Origin of the sequence: Mesorhizobium sp. Mes31, assembly GCF_024519675.1 — a bacterium.
Classification (GTDB): Bacteria; Pseudomonadota; Alphaproteobacteria; order Rhizobiales; family Rhizobiaceae; genus Mesorhizobium.
Genome location: NZ_JALJRL010000017.1, coordinates 114,900 through 140,218, shown reverse-complemented (window position 1 = coordinate 140,218; position 25,319 = coordinate 114,900). Strand labels below are relative to the sequence as shown.

The window sequence follows — 25,319 nt, the reverse complement described above, 5'->3', positions numbered from 1 at the left end:
CGCTAGAGCCTGTTCCATCCCGATGGAATCGGGATGGGGCTCTATCTCTTTGTTTGAGCATGATCTTTCCCGAAAACCGGATTCCACTTTTCGGGATCATGCTCTAGGCCGTCACCGCTGGCAGCGGGCCTCGCCCGGCTATCAGATCCGCCGCCTTCTCGGCGATCATGATGACCGCGGCGTTGGTGTTCGACGACACAATGCTTGGCATGACCGAACTGTCGCAGACGCGCAGCCCTTGCAATCCGCGCAGGCGAAGCTCGGGATCGACGACGCTGCCGGCATCGCCGCCCATGCGGCACGAGCCGACCGGGTGGTAGGCGCTGCGCCCATGCTCGCGGGCGAAGGCTTCGAGTGCGGCGCGTCCCTGCATTGCCGCGCCTGGCAGATGCTCGCGGCTGATGTATTTTGAAAAAGCCGGCTGCGACAGGATCTCGCGGCTGATCTCGATGCCGTCGATGGCGCGCTCGAGATCGTAGCGCTCGGCGAAGGGATTGGGATCGATGATTGGCGGATCGCGCAGATCAGCCGATCGCAGCGTGACGCTGCCGCGCGAGCGGGGGCGGACATGGTAGGAATTCAGCGTGCAGCCATTGCCGCCTGGCACCGAGCCGATGCCTTCCTCGACGCCGGCGCCAGGCAGGAAATGGAACTGGATATCAGGCGTTTTCTCAGCGCGGTCGCCCCACCAGAAACCGCCGGCTTCGACGATGTTGGACGCCACCGGCCCCTTGCCGAACAGCGCATATTCCAAGCCAGCGACGGCCTGCCAGCGCTTCTTCTTGTAGCGGTCGATGCCATGCGGCCCGTTTAGCTCTGCGACGACATCGACATCCATGTGATCGTGCAGATTCTGGCCGACGGCGGCGAGGTCATGGACCACCTTGATGCCATGCGTACCGAGATGCGCAGCCGGGCCAATGCCCGACAGCATCAGTAGCTTCGGCGAGCCGATGGCGCCGGCGGTGACGATCACCTCGCGCTCGGCGCCGAGCCGCTCGGTGCGGCCATTGACGATGATCTCGACGCCGATGGCGCGGCCGTTCTCGACAACGATGCGGCTGACCGTGGCGTCGGTGCGCAACGCCAGGTTCTTGCGGCCAAGCGCCGGCTTCAGATAGGCGACAGCGGTGCTTGAGCGTTTCCCCTGACGCGTCGTTGTCTGGTAGAAACCGGCGCCTTCCTGCTGGCCGGCGTTGAAATCGGCGCGGAACGGAAGACCCGCCTGCTGTGCCGCCTTGACGAAGACCCGAGTCAACGGATGCGGCGCGCCGCTGGAAACGCCGAGCGGACCATCGATGCCATGCTGCGGGCCGGCGAATGTGTCATTGCCCTCGGAGCGGATGAAATAGGGCAGCACTTCGGCGTAGCTCCAGCCCGCGCAGCTATCGCCGGTCGCCCAACCGTCGTAGTCTTCAGGGCAACCGCGGGTGAACACCTGGGCGTTGATCGAGGAGCCGCCGCCCAGAACGCGCGCCTGCGGATAGACCATGGTGCGGCCCTCGATCGCCCTGCCGGGGGCCGTGTCATAGCCCCAGATCAGCGGCCCGGCCGTCATCTTGAAGAAGCCGACCGGCAGATGGATGTAGCGATCGGTGTCGGGCGGGCCGGCCTCGAGCAACGTGACCGAGACGTCCGGATCCTCGCTCAGCCTCGCGGCCAGAATGCAGCCGGCCGAGCCGCCGCCGACGATGATATAGTCAGACATTCTCGCTCCCTTGCAGGGTCGAAATCAGTGCCCTGCCCTCCTCTACGCAACGATCTCAAGTCGCTTGTGCCGCGTCAAGAGAAAGGGTATGGTTATCGTGTTGAAGGGTTGTCGTACAAGTGGAGGAACTTGACAATCCGTCGATCGGAGGCCCGGCCGCGCTCCACGCGCCTGCCGCCGGGCGGGAAACAGATTTCAATCGGGAGGTTCGAATAATGAAGGACAGGACAGATTTTACGCTTACCGGCACGGTCAACCGCCGGACGCTGATGATGGGCGCCACCGCCGGCGCGGCGGCGCTCGCCATGCCGAGGGTTTTGCGCGCCCAGGAAAAGCCGACGCTGGTGACGTCGATCCGCTCCCTCTCCAACCCCTACCACGCCGTGTGGAAGACCGGCGCCGAGGCCTATGCCAAATGGGCCGGGCTCGAACATGTAACGCTGGTTTCGGAAGGCAACAGCGAGAAAGGCATCGCCGATATCAAGGCGATGCTGGCCAAGACCGGCGGCAACATGGTGCTCAATTCCGATCCCAACGACACGCCTGACGCGCGCCCGATCGTAGAGGCCTGCGCCAAGGCCGGCGCCTATGTGGTGACGCAATGGAACAAGCCGGCGGATCTGCATCCGAAGGACTTCAACCCGAACTATGTCTCCCATATCGAGTTCGACGGCATCGCAAGCGGCAAGACCATCGCCGAGATCCTGTTCAAGACCATCGGCGGCAAGGGCGGCATCGTGGCGCTCGGCGGCCTGATCTCGACCACGGCGGCGATCGAGCGCAAGAAGGGCCTGGACGCAGCGCTCGCCGCCAATCCCGACATCAAGCTGCTCGACTTCCAGGTCGCCAACTGGAAATCGACCGAGGCCTTCGACCTGATGGGCAATCTGCTCACCCGCTTCGGCGACGACATCAAGGGCATCTGGGCCGCCAATGACGACATGGGCTCCGGCGCACTTGAAGCGCTGCGCGCCGAGAACCTTGCCGGCAAGGTGCCGATCGTCGGTGTCGACGGCATCAAGACGGCGGTCGACGCGGTGCGCACGGGCGAGTTCGCCTGCACCGTCACGTCGGATCCGTTCTGGCAGGGCGGCATGGGTCTCGCCATCGGCTACAATGCCAAGATCGGCAAGTTCGATCCGGTCAAGGAGCCGCCGGAGCACCGCGAATTCTACGGCAAGGCGGTGCTGATCTCGCACGACAATGTCGAGGAATATTACAAGACCAATGTCGATGCCAAACCGGAGATCGACTGGAACGATCTGTGGGGCCGGGTGACTGGAGCGATCCGCACCTGACCGCCGGGCGGGCCGCTGCTCCCTGGCGGCCCGCTCCCCTTTTTAGCAGACGGGAAGCGGTTTCTTGACAATCCATACAGAACCCATGAAGTCCGTTTCGGACATCGAGCGGACGACGCTTATGACATTTCCCCCCGGCCGCATCGCCACTGTGTTCGGTGGCAGGCGCTGGCGCAGCCTGGCGCCGCTGGCGGTGCTGATCGTGCTCTGCGTACTCATCGCCATCGCCAATCCCAATTTCATCGAGCTGCGCAATCTGGTGCGGCTTGCCAACTCCGCCGCCGTGCCGCTGACGCTGGCGATGGGGCTGACCTTCATCATCCTGATGGGCAGCATCGACCTTTCCGTCGAGGGCACGCTGTCGGTGTCGGCGATGGTGGTCGTGCTGCTCGCCGCCAATGACAGCAATGGCAATGATTATGGCTGGTGGGCGGTACTCGCCGCAATCGTCGCTGGCACCGCCATGGGCTTTGTCAGCGGCCTCGTCCAGACCATGCTGCGCATCCCCTCCTTCATGGCCACGCTCGGCATGTGGTTCATCGGCCTTGGCCTGTCGGTCTATATGCTCGGCGGCTCGGCGATCCGGCTTAACGACGCCACGATCCGCGACCTGGCACTGCACCGTTTCCTTGGCCTGCCGTTGGCGGTGTGGGTCGCCACCGGCGCGTTCCTGCTCGCCGCCGTCATCCAGTATCACACCAAGCTCGGCCGCCACATACTGGCGATCGGCGGCGACGAGGATGTCGCAAAGCTCTCCGGCGTCAACGTGGTGCGCGTGCGCATCACCGCTTTCGCGCTGGCCGGTTTCTTCTTCGGCATATCAGGCGTGCTTGCCGCCGCACAGCTCGGCCAGTCGCACGCCGTCATCGGCGACGGCAGGCTGTTTGCCGCGGTCACCGCCGTCGTCGTCGGCGGCACGGCGCTGACCGGCGGCGAAGGCGGCGTCGTCAACACGCTGATCGGCGTGCTGATCGTCACCGTGCTTGCGAACGGCATGATCCTGCTCGGCATCTCGCCCTATATCCAGCAGACGGTGCAAGGCCTGATGATCATCGCCGCGGTGGCGCTGTCGCTCGACCGCATGCGCCTCAGAATCGTGAAGTGAGCGCCATGCTGCAGGCGTCCCACATCATCAAGAATTTCCCCGGCGTGCAGGCCTTGCGCGACGTTTCGATCGAGGTCCGCCCGAACGAGGTGGTCGGGCTGATCGGCGAGAACGGCGCCGGCAAATCGACGCTGATGCGCGTGCTGGCCGGCAGCTATCGCCCGGACGGCGGCAGCCTGACGCTGGACGGCGAACAGCTGCGCATGCGCAGCCCGCGCGACGCGGCCCGGCATGGCATCGGCATGGTGTTCCAGGAACAGTCGCTGGTGCTCAATCTGACGGTCGCCGAAAACATCTATCTCGGCGAGGAAGACCGTTTTACCCGCTTCGGCATCGTCAACTGGCGCGCCATGAACGCGGCGGCGCGCCGTCAGCTGGCCAAGATCGGCATCGACATCGACGTCACGGCGCGCACCTCCGAACTCACCTTCGCCGCGCGCCAGATGGTGGAGTTGGCCAAGGCGCTGACCTTGGAGGAAGTGGTCGAACGGCAGTTGCTCATCCTGCTCGACGAGCCGACCTCGGTGCTCAACGCCGCCGATATCGAGGTGCTGTTCGCGCGCGTGCGTTCGCTCAAATCCCGCGCCAGCTTCGTCTTCGTCTCGCACCGTCTCGACGAGGTGCTGGCGATTTCGGACCGCGTCTACACGATGAAGGACGGCGCGGTCGTCGCCGAACACCGCGCGGCCGAGGTCACCGCGCCGGAATTGCACGAGATCATGGTCGGGCGCGGCCTGCAGGCCGAATATTACCGCGAGGCACGCCAGCAGACACCGCGCGATACGGTCATGGTCGAGGCCAGGGGATTGGGCGCCAACGGCTTCTATCACGGCGTCGATCTCAAGATCCGGGCCGGCGAGATCGTCGGCATTGCCGGCGTCGTCGGCTCCGGCCGTGAGGAGGTCACGCGCACCATCGGCGGCTTTCTCCAGCACGATGCGGGCGAAATGAAAATCGCCGGCGACGCGGTGCGCTTCGGCTCGCCGGAACCGGCGGTGCGCAGGGGTATCGGCTATGTGCCGCGCGAGCGCAGGCTCGAAGGGCTGGTGATGTTCCTGTCGATCGCGGAGAACATTTCGCTCGCCGATCTCTCCAGCGTCATGCGCCATGGCGCCATCGACTATGGCAAGGAGCGCAGGCTTGCCGCCGACTGGATCAAGCGGCTGCGCATCAAGGCGCCTGGCCCCGATGCCGCCTGCCGCAAGCTCAGCGGCGGCAACCAGCAGAAGGTGGTGCTGGCGCGCTGGATGACGGCCGGCTCGCGCATCCTGGTGCTCGACCATCCGACGCGCGGGCTCGATGTCGGCGCCAAGGAGGAGGTCTACGAACTGGTCCGCGATCTCTCCGCGCAAGGCGTGGCGATCCTTCTGATTTCCGACACGCTGGAGGAAACGATCGGCCTGTCGCACCAGGTGCTGGTGATGCGCGACGGCGAGATCACCGCGCGCTTCGACGCCAGCCCGGGCAAGAAACCGAACCAGATCGATCTACTGCGAGCAATGGTGTGACCGATGAGTGAAGGTTTTCCCATCAGGCAGGTGTTCGAAGGTAAGTGGACGCAAGGCGCCATTCCGCTGGTCCTGCTGGTCGCGCTGCTTTTGATCATCGAGATTGCCGCGCCAGGCTTTCTGACCGGCGAGACCGTGGCGCTGCTGTTTGCCAACACCGCCGTGCTGTTCATCCTGGCGACCGGCGTCACCTTCGCCATCCTGCTCGGCGGCATAGACCTGTCGATCCAGGCGGTCGCCTCGCTGGCGAGCGTCATCCTGGCACAGTTGCTGCCCTCGCTCGGGCTTGCCGCCTTTCCCCTGGCGATCCTGTCCGGCCTCGCCTTCGGAGCGTTGAGCGGCATCGTCCATGTCAAGCTGCGTGTCCCGTCCTTCGTGGCGACGCTCGCCACCGGCGGGGTCGTCACCGGCCTCGCACTCTGGGTCTCCAACGGCCGCGCCATCACCATCGAGGAAGCGGGCCGTGAAAACACTGCGTGGATCAATGCCACGGTTGCAGGTGTGCCGGTGGTGGTGCTGATCTCGGCGGTCATCGGCATCGCCGCCTTTCTGGCGCTGCGCTACACGCGCTTCGGCCGTCAGGCGATTGCCGTCGGCGCCGGCGAGCCAGCCGCCTGGGCGGCGGGCATCAATGTCGACCGCACCAAGATCATCGCCTTTGCCGCCTCCGGCATGCTGGCTGCGGTCGCCGGCGTCGTGCTGGCGGCAAGGTTGTCGAGCGGCTCACCGGTGCTTGCCAATCAGCTACTGCTGCCGGCCATCGCCGCCGTGATCGTCGGCGGCACCGCCATCACCGGCGGGCTGGGCGGCGTCGCCCGCACGGCGGTCGGCGCGCTGATCATCTCGATCGTGCGCATCGGCATGACCTTCGTCGGCGTCAACATTTTCCTGGAAAACATGGTGTTCGGCGCGGTGCTCATCGCCGCCGTCGCCATCACCATCGACCGCAGCAAGATCGCGGTCATCAAGTGACAGTTCGATCCGCACCGCCTCCCAAGCCAGCGCGGACAGGACGGGGTCGCATCACAAGGCGGATGCGACCCCGCTTGCTCGGGTCACATCGTGTCGAGGCCGATCAGCTCGATCTTGTAGCCGTCCGGGTCTTCGACGAAGGCGATGTGGGTGGTGCCATGCTGCATCGGTCCGGGCTTGCGCGGGATCTTGGCGCCACGCTTTTCCAGTTCCGCACAGACTGCGTAGATGTCGTTGACCCCGAGTGCCAGATGGCCGAAGCCGGTGCCGATCTCATAGGGCTCTTCCCTGCCCCAGTTCAGCGTCAGCTCGACGACGGCCTCCTTGTCCTCCGGACCATAGCCGACAAAGGCGTTGGTGAACTTGCCCCCGGGATAGTCGTCGCGGCGCAGCAAGGTCATGCCGAGGACCTCGGTGTAGAAGGCAATCGACTTGTCGAGGTCGAGCACCCTGATCATGGTGTGCATATAGCGAAAGCCCGGGGCGTCGCTCATTGGGTAAGTCCTCCGAATTGGGTGATTTGCGGGTCTGACCATCCACATCAAACGGCTGGCTGGAAACTGGCCTCGCTTGATGTTCTAAATCAGGGTTGTATGATAACACCACAAGAACAGTGGTTGTCCAGTCGTTTTCCCCAGGGGTCCAGAGTCCATTCATGAATGCCGTGCCGCCCACTTCCGCATCGCTGATCGCAGCCCTTACCGGCGTGCTGCCGAGTGGCGGGCTGCTGACTGCGGGTGAAGACCTGGCGCGCTACAGCCGCGACTGGTCCGGCGACCATTTCGGCCGGCCGCTGGCCGTGGCGCGGCCGGCTTCTGTCGAGGAGATGTCGGCGCTGATGCGGCACTGCCATGCGGAGCGCATCCCGGTCGTGCCGCAAGGCGGCCTGACCGGCCTTGTCGGTGCGGCGGTGGCGGCGGATGGCGGCGAGATCGTCATCTCGCTGGAGCGCATGAACCGTATCCGCTCGATCAGCCCGATCGACTTCGCCATGGTGGTCGAGGCCGGCTGCATCCTCGAGGACGCCAAGCGCGCCGCCGAGGAGAGCGACTGCCTGCTGCCGATCACCTTCGGCGCGCAGGGAAGCTGCCGCATCGGCGGCAATGTCGCCACCAATGCCGGCGGCTTCAACGTGCTGCGCTACGGCATGACGCGCGACCTGGTGCTCGGGCTCGAAGTGGTGCTGGCCGATGGCCGGATCTGGAACGGGCTGAAGGTGCTGCGCAAGGACAATCGTGGCTACGACCTCAAGCAGATCTTCATTGGCTCGGAAGGCACGCTCGGCATTGTCACCGCCGCGGCGCTGAAGCTGTTTCCGAAGCCGACGCAGATCGAGACCGCGCTGGTCGGCCTGCGCTCCGTCGAGGATGCGATGGCGCTTTATGCGCGGGCACGACGCGACTGCAGCGACCTGCTCACCGCCTTCGAACTGATCCTGCGCGGCGGCATCGAGATCACGATGCGCGAGGGCAAGGACTTTCTTGACCCGCTCAACAAGCCCTACCCGGCCTATGTGTTGATCGAGGTCTCCTCCGGCGGGCTGATCGACCTATCCGCGATGCTTCTGGGGTTTCTCGGCGGCGTCGCCGATATCGTCGAAGACGGCATTGTCGCATCGACTCGGGCGCAGGCCGAGCGGTTGTGGCTCTACCGCGAGATCATGGTCGAGCGGCAGGGCCGTGGCGGCCGCTATCTGCGCACCGATGTTTCGGTGCCAATCTCGAAACTCGCCGATTTCGTCACCGACGCGCTAGCAGCGCTGGAGCAGGCGCGACCCGACGCGCTGGCCGTCACCTATGGCCATGTCGGCGACGGCAACATCCATCTCAACGTCGTACCGCCGGAAGGCATGGGCGCGGACGCGATCGAGCATTTGTTCGAGGAGGCCGAGGCGCAGATCTTTGCCGTCGTCGACCGCTATGGCGGCTCGATCAGCGCCGAGCACGGCATCGGTCGCGTCAAGCAGAAGGCATTCCTCGAACGTATCGATCCGGTGACGCTCGACCTTGCCGCAGGCATCAAGGAGGCGTTCGATCCGCGCCACATCCTGAGCAACGGCCGCATTCTGGCTTCCAAATCCGCCGTCGACTATAGGTGAGCGATGACGCTGAAGCTCGACAAGGTCAATCGCGGTCCGCATCTCTCCACTCTGGTTGCGAGTTCCATCTCGCGCGAGATCGCACAGGGGCGCCTCAAGCCCGGCGATCAGCTGCCCACCGAGCAGGCGCTGGCGACCACTTTCGGGGTCAGCCGCAACGTGGTGCGCGAGGCGATCGCACGGCTGCGCTCGGAAGGCCGCATCTGGTCGCAGCAGGGGCGTGGCGCCTTCGTGGTAGAGAGCAACAACCCGACGGTGCTGACCATCGACTACGAGGCGCTGCAGCGTGCCGACTCGTTCCGCAACCTGTTCGAACTGCGCGGTATCCTGGAGGTGCAAGCGGCGGCATTTGCTGCAACGCGCCGTACCGAAGCCGATCTTACCGCGATGGGCGATGCGCTCGCCGGCATGCGCGCGGCACCCTATGGCAGCGTCGCCTGGCTGCGCAGCGACCTCGAATTCCACCGCGCCGTCGCCGAGGCGACGCGCAATGGCTACATGGGTCAGTTCCTGGGCTTCGTTTCCGAGCGTGTGCGCGAAAGCATACTCGCCGCCGGCAACCAGCAGAAATCCGACGACATGGCGCGCATCACGCTGGGCGAGCATGAACGCATCCTGTCCGCCATCCGTGCCGGCGATGTCGAGGGCGCGCAAGCGGCGATGCGCGACCATCTCGCGGGCGCGGCCCTGCGGGTGGGATTGCATGATGGGGAGACTGCGGAGCCTGCTGCGCCGGCGAAGGAGGTAGCGTCTCCGGTGCGGCATTCGAGATTGAGGAAGGCTGTGCGCGGGCAGGCTGCGAGGTAGCGGTTTCGTCCTCGGTGTTATTTCGTCCGAATTTTTCGACTGGTCGGCGGAGCACACTCACGGCAGAGTGTGACCATGTGCAATCTCTACAACATCACCACGTCGCAAGAAGCCATCCGCCAGTGGACCCGGACTTTGCGGGACATCCTGGGCAACCTCGAGCCGTCCATTGACATCTATCCCAACCAGCCCGGCCCGGTGGTGCGCAATGCGCTGGACGGTCAGCGGGAACTTGCCAGCCTATTGTGGGGCATGCCGACACCCGTTGAGCGAATGAAGGGCAAGGCCGATTACGGTACCACCAACATACGCAATCCACAGTACAGCCATTGGCAACAATATGTCGGCGTCGAGAACCGCTGTGTGGTGCCGGTGACCAGCTTCGCGGAGCCCAGTCCGACACAAGGCGACAAGGACCCTGAGACCGGCATCCAGCGGAACTACTGGTTTGCGCTCAATGAGGACCGCCCGCTGTTCTTCTTTGCCGGCCTCTGGACACCGTGGCAGGGGGTGCGCAAGGTCAAGGACGGCCCCGGCGACTTCGAGCTTTACGGCTTCATGACGGTAGCGCCCAATGCCCTCATCAAGCCGATCCATGAGAAGGCCATGCCGGTTATCCTGACGACGCAAGAGGAGACCGAGACCTGGTTGACAGCGCCTTGGCCGGAGGCGAAGCGGCTACAGCGCACGGCACCGGACAATTCCCTTGTGATTGTCGAGAAGCCGGCCACGCAGATCAAGTTTCCGCAGCAGGCTCTGGCTCAAGGGTCACTGTTCTAGATGGCTCTCGTCAGGATACTGTCGCACATGTAGCACCAGGCGTTGCGATTGCCGTCTTTGTTGCGATGTTGGTCTTGGTGATTATTCGTCGTAGGCAGCGCTAGCGCCAGCTATTCGTCCCTCCAGATCACCCTGCGCACCATGCGGATTTCAACAAGCCGCCTCACGCGTATCCTCAGGCCCTCCGATGCGCTTGGCAGCAAGATGTCGACATCAAGGTCGCGACGTTTGCACCGCTCGCAACGCATGTGCCGGTCAACGTCCCAGAACGGAATGTCCCCGACCAGCTTGGCAAGATCCCCGGGCAGATAATGCCGCGTGATGTTGCAGTTGACGCACCGGACGCGGATCAGCTGACCGACTTCATGTGCCTTACACAGGGTTTGTACAAGGCGGCGGGGTTTTCTGGGCTGCTCCGGCATATTAGAAAATAGGAATGAGTTCCTCTCCGAGTCAATTCACCCTTGACATTTATGTTCCCTTTTTGTTCCCTGCGATCCTGCAGCGTTTGGAGTCATTGCCATGGACCGTATCGTGACACTCAACAGTCGCCAGGAGGCTGCCCTCCAGGCCCACGCCGAGGATTTCATCGCTGTCCACAAGGGCGATGTGATGAAGGCGCTCAAGGAAATGATCGTGCTCAATGGGCATCTTCAGGAGCGACTTGATGCACTCACCGCACCTCGCCGCGCGATGCGCTAGGAGAAAACCGCAATGGGCACGATGCATTTTGACGCCGAAGCCAAAGCCGAGTTGCATTCAGAAGCCATGAAGCTTATCGCGCGCTACGACAGCCGGCTTGAGACCGTGAAGGCGCTCATGGCCTACAATTGCGAGCTTGAGACCCAGATACTCGCCATCGCCCACCGGCATCCGGGGATAGTGTCAATCGGCTACGATCCTACTCCGCCTGTGCTGGGGTGATCGCTTGTGATTGGCTGCGATAATCCGCCCTGCCCCATCACGCCGCTGGCGTCTCAACCAGCGAAACCCCATTCAGGCCGGCAATGATATCCGACAGCGCCGGCACGAACTTCTCGCCATGACCTGTAGTGACCGCGGTGGCAAAGCCGTTGCGCACCGCCGCACCGATCGGATTGGCGATGCCGGCGGCTTGCGCGAACGAGGCGAGATAGGTCATGTCCTTCAGCGCATTGGCGATGGCAAAACGCTGCGCGTTCTCGTTGCGGTTGAGGACGAAATCGAAGAAGGCCTGGTAGAAGCCGCAATCCATGCGGCTGCCCGAGATGACGCTGTTGAAGACCTGCGGCGTCAAACCGGCCTTGGCGCCCAGCGTCAGCGCTTCCGAATAGATCGCCGAATAGCCCATCGAGACGAAATTGTTGAGCAGCTTCATCGTGTGGCCGCTGCCGGTCGGCCCGGTATGGACGACGCGTGCCGCGAAGGCTTCCAGCACCGGTCGTGCGCGGGTGACGGCGTCGGCCGGACCGCCGACCATGACGTCGAGCTTGCCTTCGGCCGCTTCCTTGGGCGTGCGCGCCAGCGGCGCGTCGATCAACGTCACGCCAAGTGCTGCGAGTTCGGCGGCAAGAGCAGTCGTCGACGAGGGATTGGAGGTCGAGCAGTCGATGATGAGCAACGGCGTGCCGGCCGCCGCGAGGCCATCGGGCCCCTTGACCAGCATTTCGACCTCGCGCGAGCCGGTGACGCAGAGAATGACAATGTCGCAGGCAGCGACGAGCTGGCGAGGGCTTGTCGCTTCAGTGGCGCCGGCTTCTATCAACCGGTCGGCGGCAGTGCGGCTGCGATGCACGCAAACCGTCAGCGGCCAACCCTTGCGCAGCAGGTTGTCGGCCATGCCGGCGCCCATGCTGCCTAAACCAATGAAGCCTATGCGTTCTTTCATGCCGTCCTCCAACCTTGGCCCGCGCCGCCGGCGGGCCGCATTTCGTCACCTTGCGGCGAGCACCTGTCGATGCAATTCTTTGAATGAGATTCGGCCTTTGAAGAAGAACCGACCTTTGCCGAAGATTCGGACCGGAGTGCCCCGATGGCGGAGCCCATGCTTTTCGACGCCATACCGCAAGCGCCCAATCTGCGGACCGGGCTGGTCAACACGCTGATCGCGCAGATCGAGTCCGGCGACCTGGCGCCAGGCCAGAGGCTGCCGACAGAGCAGGAGATCGTCGCCGCCACCGGTGTCAGCCGCACCGTGGTGCGCGAAGCGCTGGCAGCACTGCGCGCCCGGGGCCTGATCACCACGCGTCAGGGCCTCGGCGCCTTCGTCGCCAAGGATCCCTTGCCGAGGACCTTTTCCATTCTGCCGGATGATCTTGAATCGATCGACGAGGTGCTGCGTGTGCTGGAACTGCGCATGGGCATCGAGGTCGAAGCGACTGGCCTTGCCGCTGAACGGCGAAGCGACAGCGCGCTTGAGCAGATGAGTTCGCGGCTTGACGCGCTGGAAGCGGCGGTGCGTGCCGGCGGATCGGGCTCGGAAGAGGATTTTGGCTTTCACCGCGCCATCCTCGCCGCGACGCAGAACCCCAATTTCACCCGGCTGTTCGACACGTTCGGCAGCGCCATGATCCCGCGCCAGTGGACGCGGCTCGACCGGATGACCGTTCCCGAGCGGGAAAAATACCTGGCGCGGATGCAACGCGAGCATCGCGCCATTCTCGCCGCGATCGAAGCCAGGGATGTCAACGCGGCGCGACGCGCCATGCGCAGCCATCTGACCAAGAGCTATGCCCGTTTCGAGGAACTGCGCGACAAGGCGAGCCACGACTGAGGGATTGCTCATGCGGCTGCTCCCGCCACGCCGCCGAGATAGAGGTCCCGCATCAGCGACATGTCGCGCAATTCGGCAATCGGCCCGGAGACGACGATGCGGCCATTCTGCATGAGATAGCCGCGCGAGGCGACGGCGAGTGCAAGGCCGGCATTCTGCTCGACCAGCAGCACCGAGGCGCCGAAGCGCGCGCCGATATCAAGGATGATCGCCTTGATCTCCTTGACCAGCAGCGGCGACAGGCCAAGTGACGGCTCGTCGAGCAGCAGCACGCGCGGCCGCGTCATCAGCCCGCGCGCAATAGCCAGCATCTGCTGCTGGCCGCCGCTCAGCGAGCCGCCTCTGTCGCGCCGCTTGGTGGCAAGGATCGGAAAGAAGGCAAGCATGGTCTCGAAATCGACTTCCACGGCGGCCTCGTCACGGCGGGCATAGGCGCCAAGCCGCAAATTCTCCTCGACCGTCATGTCGACGAAGATCTTGCGGCCTTCCGGCACCAGAACGACGCCGCGCCTGGCCATGACATCGGCGGCCAGTCCGGTCATCTTGGCGCCATCGAAAGCGATGCTGCCCGCGCGGGGTTTGATCAGCCCGGCGATGGCCTTGAGCAGCGTCGACTTGCCGGCGCCGTTCGGCCCGAGAATGGTGACGATCTCGCCTTCGGCCAATGTCAGCGAGACGCCGCGGTTGACGATGGTCGGCCCGTAGCCGGTGACGAGATCGGAGACGGCGAGCAGGCTCACAGGTCGCCTCCGAGATAGACTTCAAGAACCTTGGGATCGGCGAGTACGGCTTCGGTCGGCCCGTCGGCGATCTTGGAGCCGAAATCGAGCACGGCAAGGCGCCGGCACAGCATCTGCATCAGTTTCATGTCGTGGTCGATGACGCAGACCGTGATGCCGTGGCCGGGCAGCTGGCGGACAAGCCCGACCAGAGCGGTGGTCTCGCGGTCGTTGAGCCCGGCGGCGGGCTCGTCGAGCAGCAGCAGCGACGGCCGCGTGGCCAGCGCCAGCGCGAGGCCGAGCAGGCGCAGGCTGCCAAACGGCAGCACGCCGGCTTTTTCGCCGCTGAGCGCACTCAGGCCGACGAAATCGAGCAGCGCCTGCGGTGTCGGCCAGGGATTGGCAGTGCCCCCTGCCCGCACATGCTCGCCGGCGATCTGGACATTCTCCAGCACGCCGAGACCGGCGAAGGCCATGGCCTGCTGAAAGGTGTAGCCAATGCCGGCTCGCGATATGGCATGCGGCGGCAGACCGGTGACGTCTTGGCCGCGAAACGCCACGCTGCCGCCGCTCGGCTTGTGGACGCCGGTGACGACATTGAACAATGTCGTCTTGCCCGATCCGTTCGGGCCCACGACGCCGAGGATCTCGCCTTCCTCGATGGCGAGGTCGACGCCTGCCAGTGCGGTGACGCCGCCAAACTGTTTGCTGAGGCCGCTGATCGCCAGGATCGGGCTCATCGCCGCGCCTCCGCCGCACCGCGCTCTTCCGTTTCCGGTTTCGGCTTGCCCGAAAATGCCGCGCGGAGCGCTCGGACGATGCCGCCGATCAGCCCGTCGGGCAAAAGCATGATCACCGCAATCAGGCAGACGCCATAGACGATGCGCGACTGGACCGGGTCGAGGTTGAGCACTTCCGGCAGGAAGGCGACGAGGATGCCGCCGGCCAGCGGTCCCTCGATCAGCCTTGCGCCGCCGATCATGACCATCAGCGCCAGATAGATGCTGGGGAAGGACGAAAATTGCGAGGGCGAGATGTGGCCGAGGAAATAGGCCAGCAGCACGCCCGAGATGCCGGCAAAGATGCCGCTGACGACGAAGGCGCCGATCTTGTGGCGGCCGACATTGATGCCGAGCGAGGCGGCGAGCTTTTCGTTTTCGCGGATGGCGCGCAGCGTGCGGCCATAGGAGGAGTGGATGATCGCCCAGCTCGCCACCGCCGCTGCCGTGACGAAGGCCACCACCATCAGATAGTAGCGCGTCAGGTCGGTCATATCGGCGCCGAACAGGGTAACCGGACCGGCGATGTCGAGCCCTGTGGCAGCACCGGTATAGTCGCCGCCATTGGTGAGGACGATGGCCAGCAACTGGCCGAAAGCGAAGGTCATGATGACGAAGTGATGGCCGCCGACGCGCAGCGAGGGAATGCCGACGATCATGGCGAAGACAGCACTTGCCAGGGCCGCCACCGGCAGTGCCAGCCAGAAGCCGACGCCAAAGTCGCGCGCCAGGATCGCCGCCGCGTAGGCGCCGACGCCGACCAGCGCAGCATGGCCCATCGACAGAATACCGGTCTGGCCGAACAATACCGACAGGCCGTAAAGGGCGATGACGTTGATGCCGGCCGAGATCGCCAGCGACAGGAAGCGGTTGCTCGGCGAAAACAGCGGCACCATTGCGATCAGCGCGAGGATGACCAGCACCGGCAAAAGGGACCGCAACGGCTTCAGGGCGGAGCCTGCTCGAGGGCCGTCGTTCATGACGCCATCCGGGGTCCGCTGGTGCCGCCGAACAGGCCGTGCGGGCGCACGATCAGCACCAGGATCATCAGGGCGAAGGAATAGGCGTCGGTCCATTGCGAGAAGCCGTAGCCGGCGCTGAAGCCTTCGACGATGCCGAGGATGAGGCCGGCGGCGACGGCGCCGTAGATGTTGCCGAGCCCGCCGATCAGGGCGACGGCAAACCCCTTCATCACCATGGTGCCGCCGGTGAAGGGCGTGATCGGAAACAGCGCGATCAGCAATGCCCCGCCAAGCCCGGCCAGCGCACTGCCCAGCACGAAAACGCCGGTGATGTAACGGCGCACCGGAATGCCCATCAGGGCAGCGGTATCGCGATCCTCGACGCTGGCGCGCAAGGCGCGGCCATAACGGCTGGCGGTGACCATGCGGAAGCTCAGCGCCACGACCGCAATGGTGATCCCGATGACCATGACGCGGACGGAAGCGATGCGCACGCCGCCGACCTCCCAGACCGCGGTCAGCGGGCGCGGAATGCTTTTCTGGTTGGGGTTCCAAAACAAGACGACGACATGCTGCAGCACGACGATGAGGCCGAGCGAGACGATGAAGCCGTTGGTAGGCCGCTCCAGCGTGAAGCGGAACAGGCCGCGTTCGAGGATGTAGCCCATCAGCCCGACGGCCAGGATCGCCAGCACCACCGCCAAGGGAAAACCGAGGCCGGCGCCGACGGCGAGCCAGGTGACGATGCCGCCGATCATCAGGAATTCGCCATGGGCGAAATTGATGATGCCGGTCAGGCCGAAGATCAGCGTCACGCCAATGGCGATGAGCGTGATGACGCTGGCGATGGAAAGGCCGTTGAGGATTTGCTGGATGAAGATATCCACGGCGATCGAGACCTGCCTGTCTTGCAAGAAAGGGAGTTGGCGGTGGATGCCGCCAACTCGGGGATGATGAAGCTTCAGCTCTTCGGCGCTTCAGCCGGCGGCTGCTGCATGGCGCAGGAGATGGCGCCGCCGGGTGCCGCGGCGCAGACCTCGGTGGCATGGGTGACCTGATGCGTCGGGTTGAAGGTCAGATCATCCGAAACCACGCCCTGATGGTGGAGGCTGAGCAGCGCCTCGACCGTCTTGTCCGGATCGAAGCTGTCGGCCTTCTGCCAGGCTTCGACGAGGAAGTGCACATAGTCGTGGTAGAGCAGCGACACCGACGAGGTCACGCCATGCGGCGCGCCGGCCGCGAAATAGGCGTCGAAATAGGCCTTGGCCTTCGGGTTGGAGGACTCGCCCCAGCACACCGGGACGCAGCTCATCGCCACCGGCACATCGGCCGAAAGCTGCTTTTCCTTCCAGATGCCGGGGTCGACGCCGAACAGGAAGTAGCTTTTCGCGGCACCGAGTTCGAGCGCCTGCGGCAGCGCCGTCAGCGTTGAATCGCCATTGTACCAGAAGTGGATGATGTCAGGATTGAGGCTCTTGGCGCGGGTCAGGAAGGGCGAGAAATCGGTGGTGTCAGGCGGATAGAAGATGATATCCGGCACGTCCTGCCCCTCGGCCTTCAGCGCCTTGTAGTAGTAGGACGACAGGAACTGGCCGGTGGCATCGTTGCCGACGATCATCACCGATTTCTTCGGCTTGAAGCCGAGCAGCGGCTCGAGCAGGGAGAGCACGCCACGCGCTGTCGATCCGGAGCGCTGGAATTCCTGTGGTTCGGACTGGAAGAGATAGTGGTCCTCGCCGCCCGGCTTGACGCTGTCGGGGTTGAGGATTTTCGCCAGCGTCGAATTGCCGGCGAAATGGATGATCTTGGCCGGCTGGGTGATCTTGGCCATGGCCAGCGTGAAGTCATGCGTTTCCGAGCCGAAGATCGCCTGCACCTTGACGTCGCGCACCAGTTCCTGGGTCGCGGCGATCGCGGTGGCAATATCGGTGCGGTCGTCACGCTTGACCATTTCGAGCTTGTAGGTCTTGCCGCCGACCTTGAAGCCGCCGGCATCGTTGATCTGCTTGACAGCCAGGCCGACGCCCGCCGGCAAGGTATGGCCGGCGGAAACGAACGAGCCCGACTCCGCCGCGACGACGCCGATCTTGACGATGTTGTCTTCAGCCCACGCAGGATGAGCAAGCGCGCCAAGGCACAGGGCCGCGCCCAGTTTAAGAACGGTTTTCAATTTGAGATCCTCCCGACTCCAAATGATTGCAGTCTTACCGGGTTGTCATACAACCCTGTAATCTGGTAAATCTTGTAGACGGGGATGTCAATCGCATTGCCATGCGATAAGAGGCTTCCCGAAAATCACAATCGCAGAGCCGGAATTGCCGGCAAGCCGCAGTCAGGAACAGCAAGATGCAATCACGGAAATTCGGCCGCACCGGCAGATCAGTCAGCGAAATCGGCTTCGGCGCCTGGGCGATCGGCGCCGCCTGGGGCGAGGTCAATGACGATGACGCGGTCGCCGCCCTGCATGCGGCACTCGATGCCGGCGTCACCTTTCTCGACACCGCCGATGTCTACGGCGACGGCCGCTCGGAGAAGCTGATCGCCAGGGTGATGAAGGAGCGCGGCGGCGAGCGGCCGTTCATCGCCACCAAGGCCGGACGGCGGCTGCCGGCGCAGGCCGTCGAAGGCTACAGCCTGGAAAACCTGACCGGCTGGATCGACCGCAGCCTGAAATACCTCGAGACCGACACACTCGATCTGGTGCAACTGCATTGCCCGCCGACCGACCTTTATTACCACCCCGAGGTTTTCGAGCGCCTCGACCGGCTCACAGAGCAAGGCAAGATCCGCAATTACGGTGTCAGCGTCGAGCGTGTCGAAGAGGCGCTGAAGGCAATGCAATATCCCGGCGTCGTCAGCGTGCAGATCATCTTCAACGCCTTCCGCCAGCGCCCTGCCGAGCTGTTCTTCGACCTGGCCAAGAAGAACGACGTGGCCATCATCGCCCGCGTGCCACTGGCCAGCGGCTTGCTGTCGGGCAAGTTCAAGGCCGACAGCAAATTCGAGGACAGCGACCACCGCAAATTCAACCGCAATGGCGAAGCCTTCGATGTCGGCGAGACTTTTTCGGGCGTGCCCTATGAGGTCGGGCTGGCTGCGGTTGAGCGCATCCGGCCGCTCGTCTCTGGCGACACGACGATGGCAAAATTCGCCCTACGCTGGATCCTGATGTTCGACGCGGTCACGGTGGTCATTCCAGGCGCCCGCAATCCGGCGCAGTCCCGCTCCAATGCCGAAGCCGCAGACCTTCCCCCACTGTCCGATGATCTCATGAGCAAGATCCGGGACATCTACGACCACGACATCAAGCCCTATGTGCACCAGCGCTGGTGATCAAGGAACCTGCCTGGGCGAAGGGCGGCCGAGTACGCGCACGAAATTCTGCAGTAAAATTAATTACTTACTGGAAAGGCCGATGGTACCGTTGGCTGGGATCGACGCCCCGCACAACACATTGTTCTTATTCATTTTATTCAGCCGCAGCTCTCTATTTGTATCACAATAGGTATCACAATACGTAGCACATTTTCAGCGTCAGTTGTTGACCGTTCGCCTGGCGAGCCGACACCGGCCTTCGCGCGGCCGTTCGGAGCCATCGATCCTGGGTCGCTCCATCCATTCTACATCGTCGACCGAAGAATGACCTGCATACGCTCTGCGAGGTCGAGTTCGCCGCGGGCTTCGATCTCCAAAAGGTATTGAGCCTTCACTACGGATCCTCTTCCCCAACCGCAACGTAGCCGCAGATGGCTAGGAGTGCGAGAAGGCTGCTGGAGACTCCGCATCTGCGCCGGCATCGGCGGTAAAGGTGGACGAAGAAGTTCTCTGTCCTTTACCAGATCTAAATGTCCATGCACGAGTCGGGGGACGATGCGCCGGGCGCACGGCACAGAACATTGGCAAGGCGACCGCGACCCCAAGAAACATCGTCAAGCAGTTGTTCGAATCGAAGCAGGATCATGCTCGAGGATGCGCGAGACAAGGTAATTCGCCACAATGGGCGCTCTCAGAAAGGGTAGCAAGGCGTGTATTCGGACATACTTCACCCTGCCCCGCTACTCCGGTCAAACCTGTCGTAACGAAAAACGCGGGTTAGCTCTAAGTCGCGTCGGTTAGACAAACACAGTGGACCGAACAACTTCTATGCTGAGCTGATGCCAACGACAGGCGCCTCCCCCAAACCCAGATTAGAGGCTTGCTTTTCCAGATCGACCAGATCGGACGCTATTTGCTGATAAAGCCTACAGTCCGCCTGGACGACGGTTCGCTCAGGTCGTTCGAGCGGCAGGCTCCCGGCGATTTCCTTCAGGTCATTAAGGACAGATGCGAGATGCGGCCAGGGGAAATCTGTCGGATCGTCGATGTCTCGATCCGCGCCAACAATGATTTCGAGCTTGGCGACGATGCCAAGAAGCGACAGCGCCCGTATTTGAGGTAGCTTGTCCTGAAACTTCAAAGCCGCGGTTGTGGCCTCGACCTCCGCTTGGCAGGCGATCGAATAGCCGACCTTCTTATCCATCGCATCCGGGACCGCAGCGTCGAGAACGCGCCTCTCCAGACGCTGTTGAAGTCGGCAAAGGACCTGCGAGACATGCTGTGCTCGCAACCAGCCTTGGAGCAGCGCAAGAGCCGGGTCCGCTTCCTCGAGACGATCTACCCCGTGCGCCTTCGACCGTTGCCCTCGTCCGTGCGTGACGGAAGGCAAAGTCGTGCTATTGTCGGAATCAGCCATGATCCGAGCTCCTCAACAGCTTTGGCGTGGCCAGGCCGGATTGGTGTTGCATCACCCATCCGGCCGCCAAGTGAAATCGAGACTACACAAAGTGCAGCAGTCGAGCAACCAAAATCACTATATTATGGTGATTTTATGAATCCCGTGCAGTGCCGCATGGCTCGGGCTGCATTAGGATGGGGCGTTTTAGACCTCTCAAAAGAAGCCGGAATATCGACCCAGACGATTGTTCGCTTCGAAAGAGGCGAGGCGTTGAAGCAATCGACTGTGGATCTGATACGAAGCACGTTCGAAAGCGCCGGCATTGAATTCATTCCAGAGAATGGCGGCGGCCCTGGCGTTCGTCTGTCTCGCAATCAGAACTGACGCTCTTTCGCCATGCAATGGGATCAGCTATCCATCGATGGACATCGGATTCCCGCCAGCCCGCCCCGTTGATGCTTATCTTAATCTGAGCGGGGAACGTGCCTTCGGCGATTTTTCGATACATGGTCGAGCGGGACAGGCCGGTTCGGGCAAGGACGGTCTTGAGGCGTATGATGCGATCCGGCTCGGACATGACGGCCTGCAACTCGCTGGTTGTTGCTGATTTCTCCTGTGACAGACAGGACGAACCGGTCCCACGCGCAACAAGGTTTGTCGCCTCAGCCGCATGCGGAGTGGAAACGGCGGCAAATCGGAGGGGTGTCAGAGCCCAAGGCCTCGCCCCTTACCAATGCCATGGCTGAATGCCAGTTCCGCACCCAGGCGCCGGCCGGATTCGACTTGGATGCCAAGCTCGCGTTTGCGCTTTGTCAGTAGGGATTCAAGCTGCGGATCGCGTTCGAGGCTCTTGGCCATATCGGACATGGCCAAGCGGGTCGACTTGTAGCCGGACATATCGCCAGCCTGGTATTGGCGCTGGCCCGTGCGGTCGAGCTTTTGCCAGCGTTCAACAAAACGGTCGGCGCGGCGGCTCGGATCGATGTCCATCCCGGTGCGTATTTCGGTTTCAAGCTGGAGAGCAAGCACGATGCGCCTGACGCGGCCGGCACCCGCCTCGCGGACAAGTTCGGGATTTTTCACATAAGCCGCTTCGGCATCGCGCCAGCCATACGGCCGCACCTTCTCGAAAGCGCTACGGGCATCCCTCAACTCGCGCATCTGGTCGGGACTGCCCTGCCCGTCCGCATTTCCAGTACTGAGGATCGCGTCGATAGCGCGCGCGTGACGCACAAGCGACTGGGTGCGTGCTCGGCGCATTTCTGCTTCGGGGTTCCCCGGCACATTTCTGTCGCGCTGCGCTCCCCTGGCAGAAGGATCTCTTTCCGGCGTCCGGCCTGCATCTCCGATCCGCACCCCAACATCTTCCATTCCCGGCCCAGGTCCACGTTTCTGCATGGGTTCGCCGTCTCCGGGCGAGCGCAACCCGTCCAACAGTCCGCCGATCCTGTCGCGCAGCTTCTCCGGAACGATCCGGCGCACGATCTCGACCACACGCTCGCGGAATGTGATGCCGCGCCGCGCGGCATAGTGTTGCGCCGGGTCGACCTGCTCGTAGTCCGACGCCATGTCCTTGGCGCGGTCCCGCGACAGCGTTCGGTCCAGCCGGTTCCGCGTACTGAAGTCGTCGCCGCCATAATGCAGGTCCATCCGGTGTTGATTTCCACTGAGAAGTGACCCGGCATTTCCACCGAGAAGTGACCCGCCTGTCATGTATGTTTCGGTTCGGGGTTTACGGTCAAGGTTCTGGCTTTCTCCTTCGCTTTTTTGGGCTCGTGTGCGGAGCTGTTTTTGAATCGGAAGCTATCGTTTCCGGTTTCCAGGATGTGGCAATGATGGGTCAGCCGGTCGAGTAGCGCGGTTGTCATCTTGGCATCGCCGAAGACGCTGGCCCATTCGCTGAAGCTGAGGTTGGTGGTGATAATGACGCTTGTGCGTTCGTATAGCTTGCTCAGCAGATGGAAGAGCAATGCTCCACCTGATGCACTGAACGGCAGATAGCCAAGTTCGTCCAGGACGACGAGATCAGAATGCACGAGGCGATTGGCGATCTGGCCGGACCTTCCCTGTGCCTTCTCCTGTTCCAGCGCATTGACCAACTCGACAGTCGAGAAGAAGCGAACCCGTTTGTGATGATGCTCGATGGCCTGCACGCCGAGAGCGGTCGCAATATGGGTTTTGCCTGTTCCAGGGCCGCCGACGAGCACGATGTTGTTGGCTTCGTCGACGAACTCGCAACGATGAAGTTGCCGCACCAGTGCCTCGTTTACCTCGCTGCTGGCGAAGTCAAAGCCGTTGAGATCACGATAGGCTGGAAAGCGAGCTATCTTGAGCTGATAGGCTGTCGACCTGACCTCGCGTTCTGCCGTCTCGGCCTTCAGCAGTTGCGACAGGATGGGAATGGCGGCTTCAAACGCCGGGGCTCCCTGTTCGGTGAGTTCGCCTACAGCTTGCGCCATACCGTGCATCTTCAGGCTCCTGAGCATGATGACGATTGCGCCACTGGCAGGATTATGACGCATGGCGCACCTCCAAGGCCTTTCTCAAAGCATCGTAGCGTTCGACATTGGCCTTCGGCTCGTTGGTAAGCGTCAAAGCCTGAGGAGCGTCGATGGTGGGGGGTGTGAGGGATTTGCCATCGACCAGGCGATGAAGCAGATTCAGCACATGGGTCTTGGTGGGAACACCGCCCTGCAATGCCATCTCCACGGCGGAGAGCACCGCCTGCTCGTCGTGCTGAAGGACAAGTGCCAGGATGTCGACCATCTCGCGATCGCCGCCGGGCTTCTTGAGCAAATGCTGCTGCAAAGATCTGAATGCATCGGGAAGTTCGGCAAAAGGTGCTCCGTTGCGAAGGGCGCCTGGTTTGCGCTGAACAACAGCCAGATAGTGCCGCCAGTCATAGACCGTCTGTCCTGGCCGATCATGTGAGCGATCGATGATGCGGCGATGCTCACAGATGATCAAACCTTCCGCGGCAACCACGACACGATCTGGATAGACCCGCAGGCTCACGGGCCGGTTGGCAAAGGACGCCGGCACGCTGTAGCGGTTGCGCTCCAGATGTATAAGGCAGGTCGGAGACACCCGCTTGGTGTATTCGACAAACCCATCGAAGGATCGTGATGTCGGCATCAGAGACCGGACTTCTTCGGTCCAGACGTCATTGATGGTCCCCCTCATTCGCCCATGTGGCGTCTGCTGCCACAACACCCTGCAACGCTGCTCAAGCCAGTCGTTCAGGGCATCCAGCGAGGGAAAGCGTGGAATGGGCTGCCAAAGCCGGTGACGTGCGTCCTGAACATTCTTCTCGACTTGTCCTTTCTCCCAACCCGATGCGGGATTGCAGAACTCGGGTTCGAACAGATAGTGGCTGGCCATTGCCATGAAGCGGACATTGACGTCGCGCTCCTTGCCTCGTCCGACCCTGTCGACCGCCGTCTTCATGTTGTCGTAGATGCCGCGCCGGGGAATGCCGCCAAACACACGGAAAGCGTGATTGTGCGCGTCAAACAGCATCTCGTGCGTCTGCAGCAGGTAAGCCCGAACAATGAAGGCACGGCTGTAGCTCAGCTTCGTATGGGCCACCTGCAGCTTCGTGCGCTCATTGCCGATGATTGCCCAGTCTTCGGACCAATCGAACTGGAACGCTTCGCCCTGTTGGCTTCTGTCTTCAGCCAGGCAGACAATCGGTCGGCAAAGGCATCGAGCTTGCTCGGCCGGACCGGCACCTTGAACTTCGGCTCGACGCCATCAGAACGCAGATATCTGCGAATGGTATTCCGCGACAGGCCGGTCCTGCGGCTGATCTCACGGATCGATAATTGCTCTCGAAAATGCCAGCGTCGGATCACGCTCAATAACGCCATGTCGATCACTCCATAACCCCCGCTGAGACAGCAAGGGGTGGTTCAAACATGGGTCAATTCTCGATGGAAATATCCTCCAATGCCGGGTCACTTCTCAGTGGAAATCAACACTTTCATTGGCTGCCGGGACGGAACTGACGAGTTCTGAATGAGCGAAGGCCGAGGGTGCGACCCCCAGTACAAGCACCGCTACGAAAGCGGGCAAAAAGGCCCTGCGGACCGATTTTGAAACGAAGTTCATCTCCAGACCTTTCTCGTCTTCATCCCAGTTCTAATGACCCGATGCGTTCTCGTTCGGCGGAGCGTCGAAGATGTCCTTGTTCTCGGCGCCCTCGACGATGAGATAGCCGGCAAGACCGCGTTCGGCCCGCGACAGCGCATGATCGACCAGGACGAAACGGCCGGGCACTTCCAGCTTGAATTCCACGATATTCGCCGAACCAGGCGGAACGGAAATGCTCTGGACATGCTCGATCGGTGGGCTGGTTACCGAGCCGAGCTGGTAGGCACGGTCGAAGATCTCGCCGATAACGTGGAAGGAGGAGGTGAAGTTTGGTCCTCCCACGCCGAAGAAGATGCGCACCGTTTCTCCGACCTTCGCCTTCATGGGATAGTGATCGGTCAGGGCGCCGACATGTCCGTTAAAGACGAAATATTCTGGCCTTTCGCTGATGAGTTTATCGTAGCTAGCGGTCAGAAGTCCCGCCGTCCCGAATGGCTCCTCGCTATAGATCTCTCCCTGCATCACATAGAACTCCCGGTCGACGGGCGGCAGGCCCCCTTCCGGTTCGACCAGGATCAGCCCGTACATTCCGCTCGAAATGTGCATGGCGACGGGGGGTACGGCGCAATGGTAGACATAGAGACCGGGGCTGAGCGCCTTGAAGGTGACCGCCCTCTCCTCGCCGGGGTTGGCGCTGGTGGCGCCCGCGCCACCGCCCGGGCCGGTCGCCGCGTGAAAGTCCACATTGTGCATCATGACGCTGTTTTCATTGTTTTTAAGGTGGACTTCAACGGTGTCGCCAACGCGCACGCGGAGGAACGGTCCAGGCACGCGGCCATTGAACGTCCAGAACGGATACGTCGTTCGCTCGTCAAGGCGCGCCTCAATTTCGACCGTCTCGAGGTCCACGCGCACGTGGTCCGGGCCGGTACGGGTGATCGGGGCGGGGATGTCGGTAGGATCTCGTCGATGTCAACCACGCCCTTAAACTTGTTCACGTTGTAGAGACGATTGCTCAGCGAGCC

24 protein-coding genes and 2 pseudogenes are annotated in these 25,319 nt (G+C 62.7%); 12 read left to right on the top strand and 14 right to left on the bottom strand.

Annotated elements, in window-relative coordinates:
• Window positions 1-103: 103 nt before the first annotated feature.
• Window positions 104-1,708: a GMC family oxidoreductase gene (locus tag NR193_RS25370; protein WP_256753484.1), complete on the bottom strand. Its 1,605-nt coding sequence runs from the start codon at window positions 1,706-1,708 to the stop codon at window positions 104-106.
• 215 nt (window positions 1,709-1,923) lie between these two features.
• On the opposite strand from NR193_RS25370, the gene NR193_RS25365 reads away from it, so the two are divergent.
• The 4 genes from NR193_RS25365 to NR193_RS25350 all read left to right on the top strand — a co-directional run bounded on the left by NR193_RS25365 (window position 1,924) and on the right by NR193_RS25350 (window position 6,591).
• Window positions 1,924-3,006 carry a sugar ABC transporter substrate-binding protein gene (locus NR193_RS25365; protein WP_256753483.1) on the top strand — a complete coding sequence of 361 codons (1,083 nt, stop codon included), beginning with the start codon at window positions 1,924-1,926 and terminating at the stop codon, window positions 3,004-3,006.
• 121 nt (window positions 3,007-3,127) lie between these two features.
• Complete coding sequence (locus NR193_RS25360) at window positions 3,128-4,111, top strand: ABC transporter permease (RefSeq protein ID WP_256753482.1); 984 nt, start codon at window positions 3,128-3,130, stop codon at window positions 4,109-4,111.
• A 5-nt stretch (window positions 4,112-4,116) separates the two neighbouring features.
• Complete coding sequence (locus NR193_RS25355; protein ID WP_256753481.1) at window positions 4,117-5,619, top strand: sugar ABC transporter ATP-binding protein; 1,503 nt, start codon at window positions 4,117-4,119, stop codon at window positions 5,617-5,619.
• Between the two features lie 3 nt (window positions 5,620-5,622).
• Window positions 5,623-6,591: an ABC transporter permease gene (locus NR193_RS25350; protein ID WP_256753480.1), complete on the top strand. Its 969-nt coding sequence runs from the start codon at window positions 5,623-5,625 to the stop codon at window positions 6,589-6,591.
• 83 nt (window positions 6,592-6,674) lie between these two features.
• Here NR193_RS25350 and gloA read toward each other — a convergent pair whose 3' ends face one another.
• Window positions 6,675-7,085, bottom strand: a complete 411-nt coding sequence (gene gloA / locus NR193_RS25345; RefSeq protein ID WP_019856614.1) for a lactoylglutathione lyase — start codon at window positions 7,083-7,085, stop codon at window positions 6,675-6,677.
• Between the two features lie 161 nt (window positions 7,086-7,246).
• Between gloA and NR193_RS25340 the strand changes: the two genes are divergently transcribed.
• The 5 genes from NR193_RS25340 to NR193_RS25320 all read left to right on the top strand — a co-directional run bounded on the left by NR193_RS25340 (window position 7,247) and on the right by NR193_RS25320 (window position 11,200).
• Complete coding sequence (locus NR193_RS25340; RefSeq protein ID WP_256753479.1) at window positions 7,247-8,689, top strand: FAD-binding oxidoreductase; 1,443 nt, start codon at window positions 7,247-7,249, stop codon at window positions 8,687-8,689.
• Window positions 8,690-8,692: 3 nt separating this feature from the next.
• Complete coding sequence (locus NR193_RS25335) at window positions 8,693-9,496, top strand: FadR/GntR family transcriptional regulator (RefSeq protein WP_256753478.1); 804 nt, start codon at window positions 8,693-8,695, stop codon at window positions 9,494-9,496.
• Window positions 9,497-9,571: 75 nt separating this feature from the next.
• Window positions 9,572-10,276 (top strand): SOS response-associated peptidase, encoded by a 705-nt coding sequence (locus tag NR193_RS25330; RefSeq protein ID WP_256753477.1) that lies wholly within the window; start codon window positions 9,572-9,574, stop codon window positions 10,274-10,276.
• Window positions 10,277-10,798: 522 nt separating this feature from the next.
• Window positions 10,799-10,978, top strand: coding sequence for a hypothetical protein (locus NR193_RS25325; protein ID WP_256753476.1), 180 nt, complete (start codon window positions 10,799-10,801; stop codon window positions 10,976-10,978).
• A 12-nt stretch (window positions 10,979-10,990) separates the two neighbouring features.
• The gene (locus NR193_RS25320; protein WP_256753475.1) at window positions 10,991-11,200 is read left to right on the top strand and encodes a hypothetical protein; all 210 of its coding nucleotides are present in this window, start codon (window positions 10,991-10,993) and stop codon (window positions 11,198-11,200) included.
• A 37-nt stretch (window positions 11,201-11,237) separates the two neighbouring features.
• Here the strand turns inward: NR193_RS25320 and NR193_RS25315 are convergent, their stop codons facing one another.
• A complete protein-coding gene (locus tag NR193_RS25315) occupies window positions 11,238-12,143 on the bottom strand; it encodes an NAD(P)-dependent oxidoreductase (protein WP_256753474.1) in 906 nt (301 codons plus the stop codon).
• A gap of 144 nt (window positions 12,144-12,287) precedes the next feature.
• On the opposite strand from NR193_RS25315, the gene NR193_RS25310 reads away from it, so the two are divergent.
• Entirely contained in the window at window positions 12,288-13,028 is a 741-nt protein-coding gene (locus tag NR193_RS25310) for a FadR/GntR family transcriptional regulator (protein WP_256753473.1), read from the top strand.
• Between the two features lie 8 nt (window positions 13,029-13,036).
• Here the strand turns inward: NR193_RS25310 and NR193_RS25305 are convergent, their stop codons facing one another.
• The 5 genes from NR193_RS25305 to NR193_RS25285 are packed head-to-tail and all read right to left on the bottom strand — an operon-like array spanning window position 13,037 to window position 17,658.
• A complete protein-coding gene (locus NR193_RS25305; protein WP_256753472.1) occupies window positions 13,037-13,768 on the bottom strand; it encodes an ABC transporter ATP-binding protein in 732 nt (243 codons plus the stop codon).
• On the bottom strand, window positions 13,765-14,487 hold the full coding sequence (locus NR193_RS25300; protein WP_256753471.1) for an ABC transporter ATP-binding protein: 723 nt from the start codon (window positions 14,485-14,487) through the stop codon (window positions 13,765-13,767). The genes NR193_RS25305 and NR193_RS25300 overlap by 4 nt, the downstream gene beginning before the upstream one ends.
• Window positions 14,484-15,506, bottom strand: a complete 1,023-nt coding sequence (locus NR193_RS25295; protein WP_256753470.1) for a branched-chain amino acid ABC transporter permease — start codon at window positions 15,504-15,506, stop codon at window positions 14,484-14,486. Before NR193_RS25295 ends, NR193_RS25300 begins: the two co-directional genes overlap by 4 nt.
• Window positions 15,503-16,402 (bottom strand): branched-chain amino acid ABC transporter permease, encoded by a 900-nt coding sequence (locus tag NR193_RS25290; protein ID WP_256753469.1) that lies wholly within the window; start codon window positions 16,400-16,402, stop codon window positions 15,503-15,505. Before NR193_RS25290 ends, NR193_RS25295 begins: the two co-directional genes overlap by 4 nt.
• Before the next feature lie 47 nt (window positions 16,403-16,449).
• On the bottom strand, window positions 16,450-17,658 hold the full coding sequence (locus NR193_RS25285) for an ABC transporter substrate-binding protein (protein ID WP_256753468.1): 1,209 nt from the start codon (window positions 17,656-17,658) through the stop codon (window positions 16,450-16,452).
• Between the two features lie 176 nt (window positions 17,659-17,834).
• Between NR193_RS25285 and NR193_RS25280 the strand changes: the two genes are divergently transcribed.
• A complete protein-coding gene (locus NR193_RS25280) occupies window positions 17,835-18,821 on the top strand; it encodes an aldo/keto reductase (RefSeq protein ID WP_256753467.1) in 987 nt (328 codons plus the stop codon).
• A gap of 808 nt (window positions 18,822-19,629) precedes the next feature.
• Here NR193_RS25280 and NR193_RS25275 read toward each other — a convergent pair.
• The gene (locus tag NR193_RS25275; RefSeq protein WP_256753466.1) at window positions 19,630-20,220 is read right to left on the bottom strand and encodes a hypothetical protein; all 591 of its coding nucleotides are present in this window, start codon (window positions 20,218-20,220) and stop codon (window positions 19,630-19,632) included.
• Between the two features lie 135 nt (window positions 20,221-20,355).
• Here NR193_RS25275 and NR193_RS25270 point away from each other — a divergent pair, with 135 nt between their 5' ends.
• Window positions 20,356-20,586: a transcriptional regulator gene (locus NR193_RS25270; protein WP_256753465.1), complete on the top strand. Its 231-nt coding sequence runs from the start codon at window positions 20,356-20,358 to the stop codon at window positions 20,584-20,586.
• Here the strand turns inward: NR193_RS25270 and NR193_RS25265 are convergent.
• The 5 genes and pseudogenes from NR193_RS25265 to nirK form a co-directional block, all read right to left on the bottom strand.
• A complete protein-coding gene (locus NR193_RS25265; RefSeq protein ID WP_256753464.1) occupies window positions 20,531-20,779 on the bottom strand; it encodes an AlpA family transcriptional regulator in 249 nt (82 codons plus the stop codon). The two genes, NR193_RS25270 and NR193_RS25265, sit on opposite strands and share 56 nt — an antisense overlap.
• A gap of 128 nt (window positions 20,780-20,907) precedes the next feature.
• Window positions 20,908-21,858 (bottom strand): annotated as a pseudogene (locus NR193_RS25260) (Ti-type conjugative transfer relaxase TraA); the annotation flags it as partial.
• A 53-nt stretch (window positions 21,859-21,911) separates the two neighbouring features.
• Entirely contained in the window at window positions 21,912-22,724 is an 813-nt protein-coding gene (gene istB, locus NR193_RS25255) for an IS21-like element helper ATPase IstB (protein ID WP_172221962.1), read from the bottom strand.
• Window positions 22,714-24,071: pseudogene (gene istA, locus NR193_RS25250) on the bottom strand (IS21 family transposase). The gene istB and the pseudogene istA overlap by 11 nt, the downstream one beginning before the upstream one ends.
• Window positions 24,072-24,342: 271 nt before the next feature.
• Window positions 24,343-25,203 (bottom strand): copper-containing nitrite reductase, encoded by an 861-nt coding sequence (gene nirK, locus NR193_RS25245; protein ID WP_256753463.1) that lies wholly within the window; start codon window positions 25,201-25,203, stop codon window positions 24,343-24,345.
• Between the last annotated feature and the right edge of the window lie 116 nt (window positions 25,204-25,319).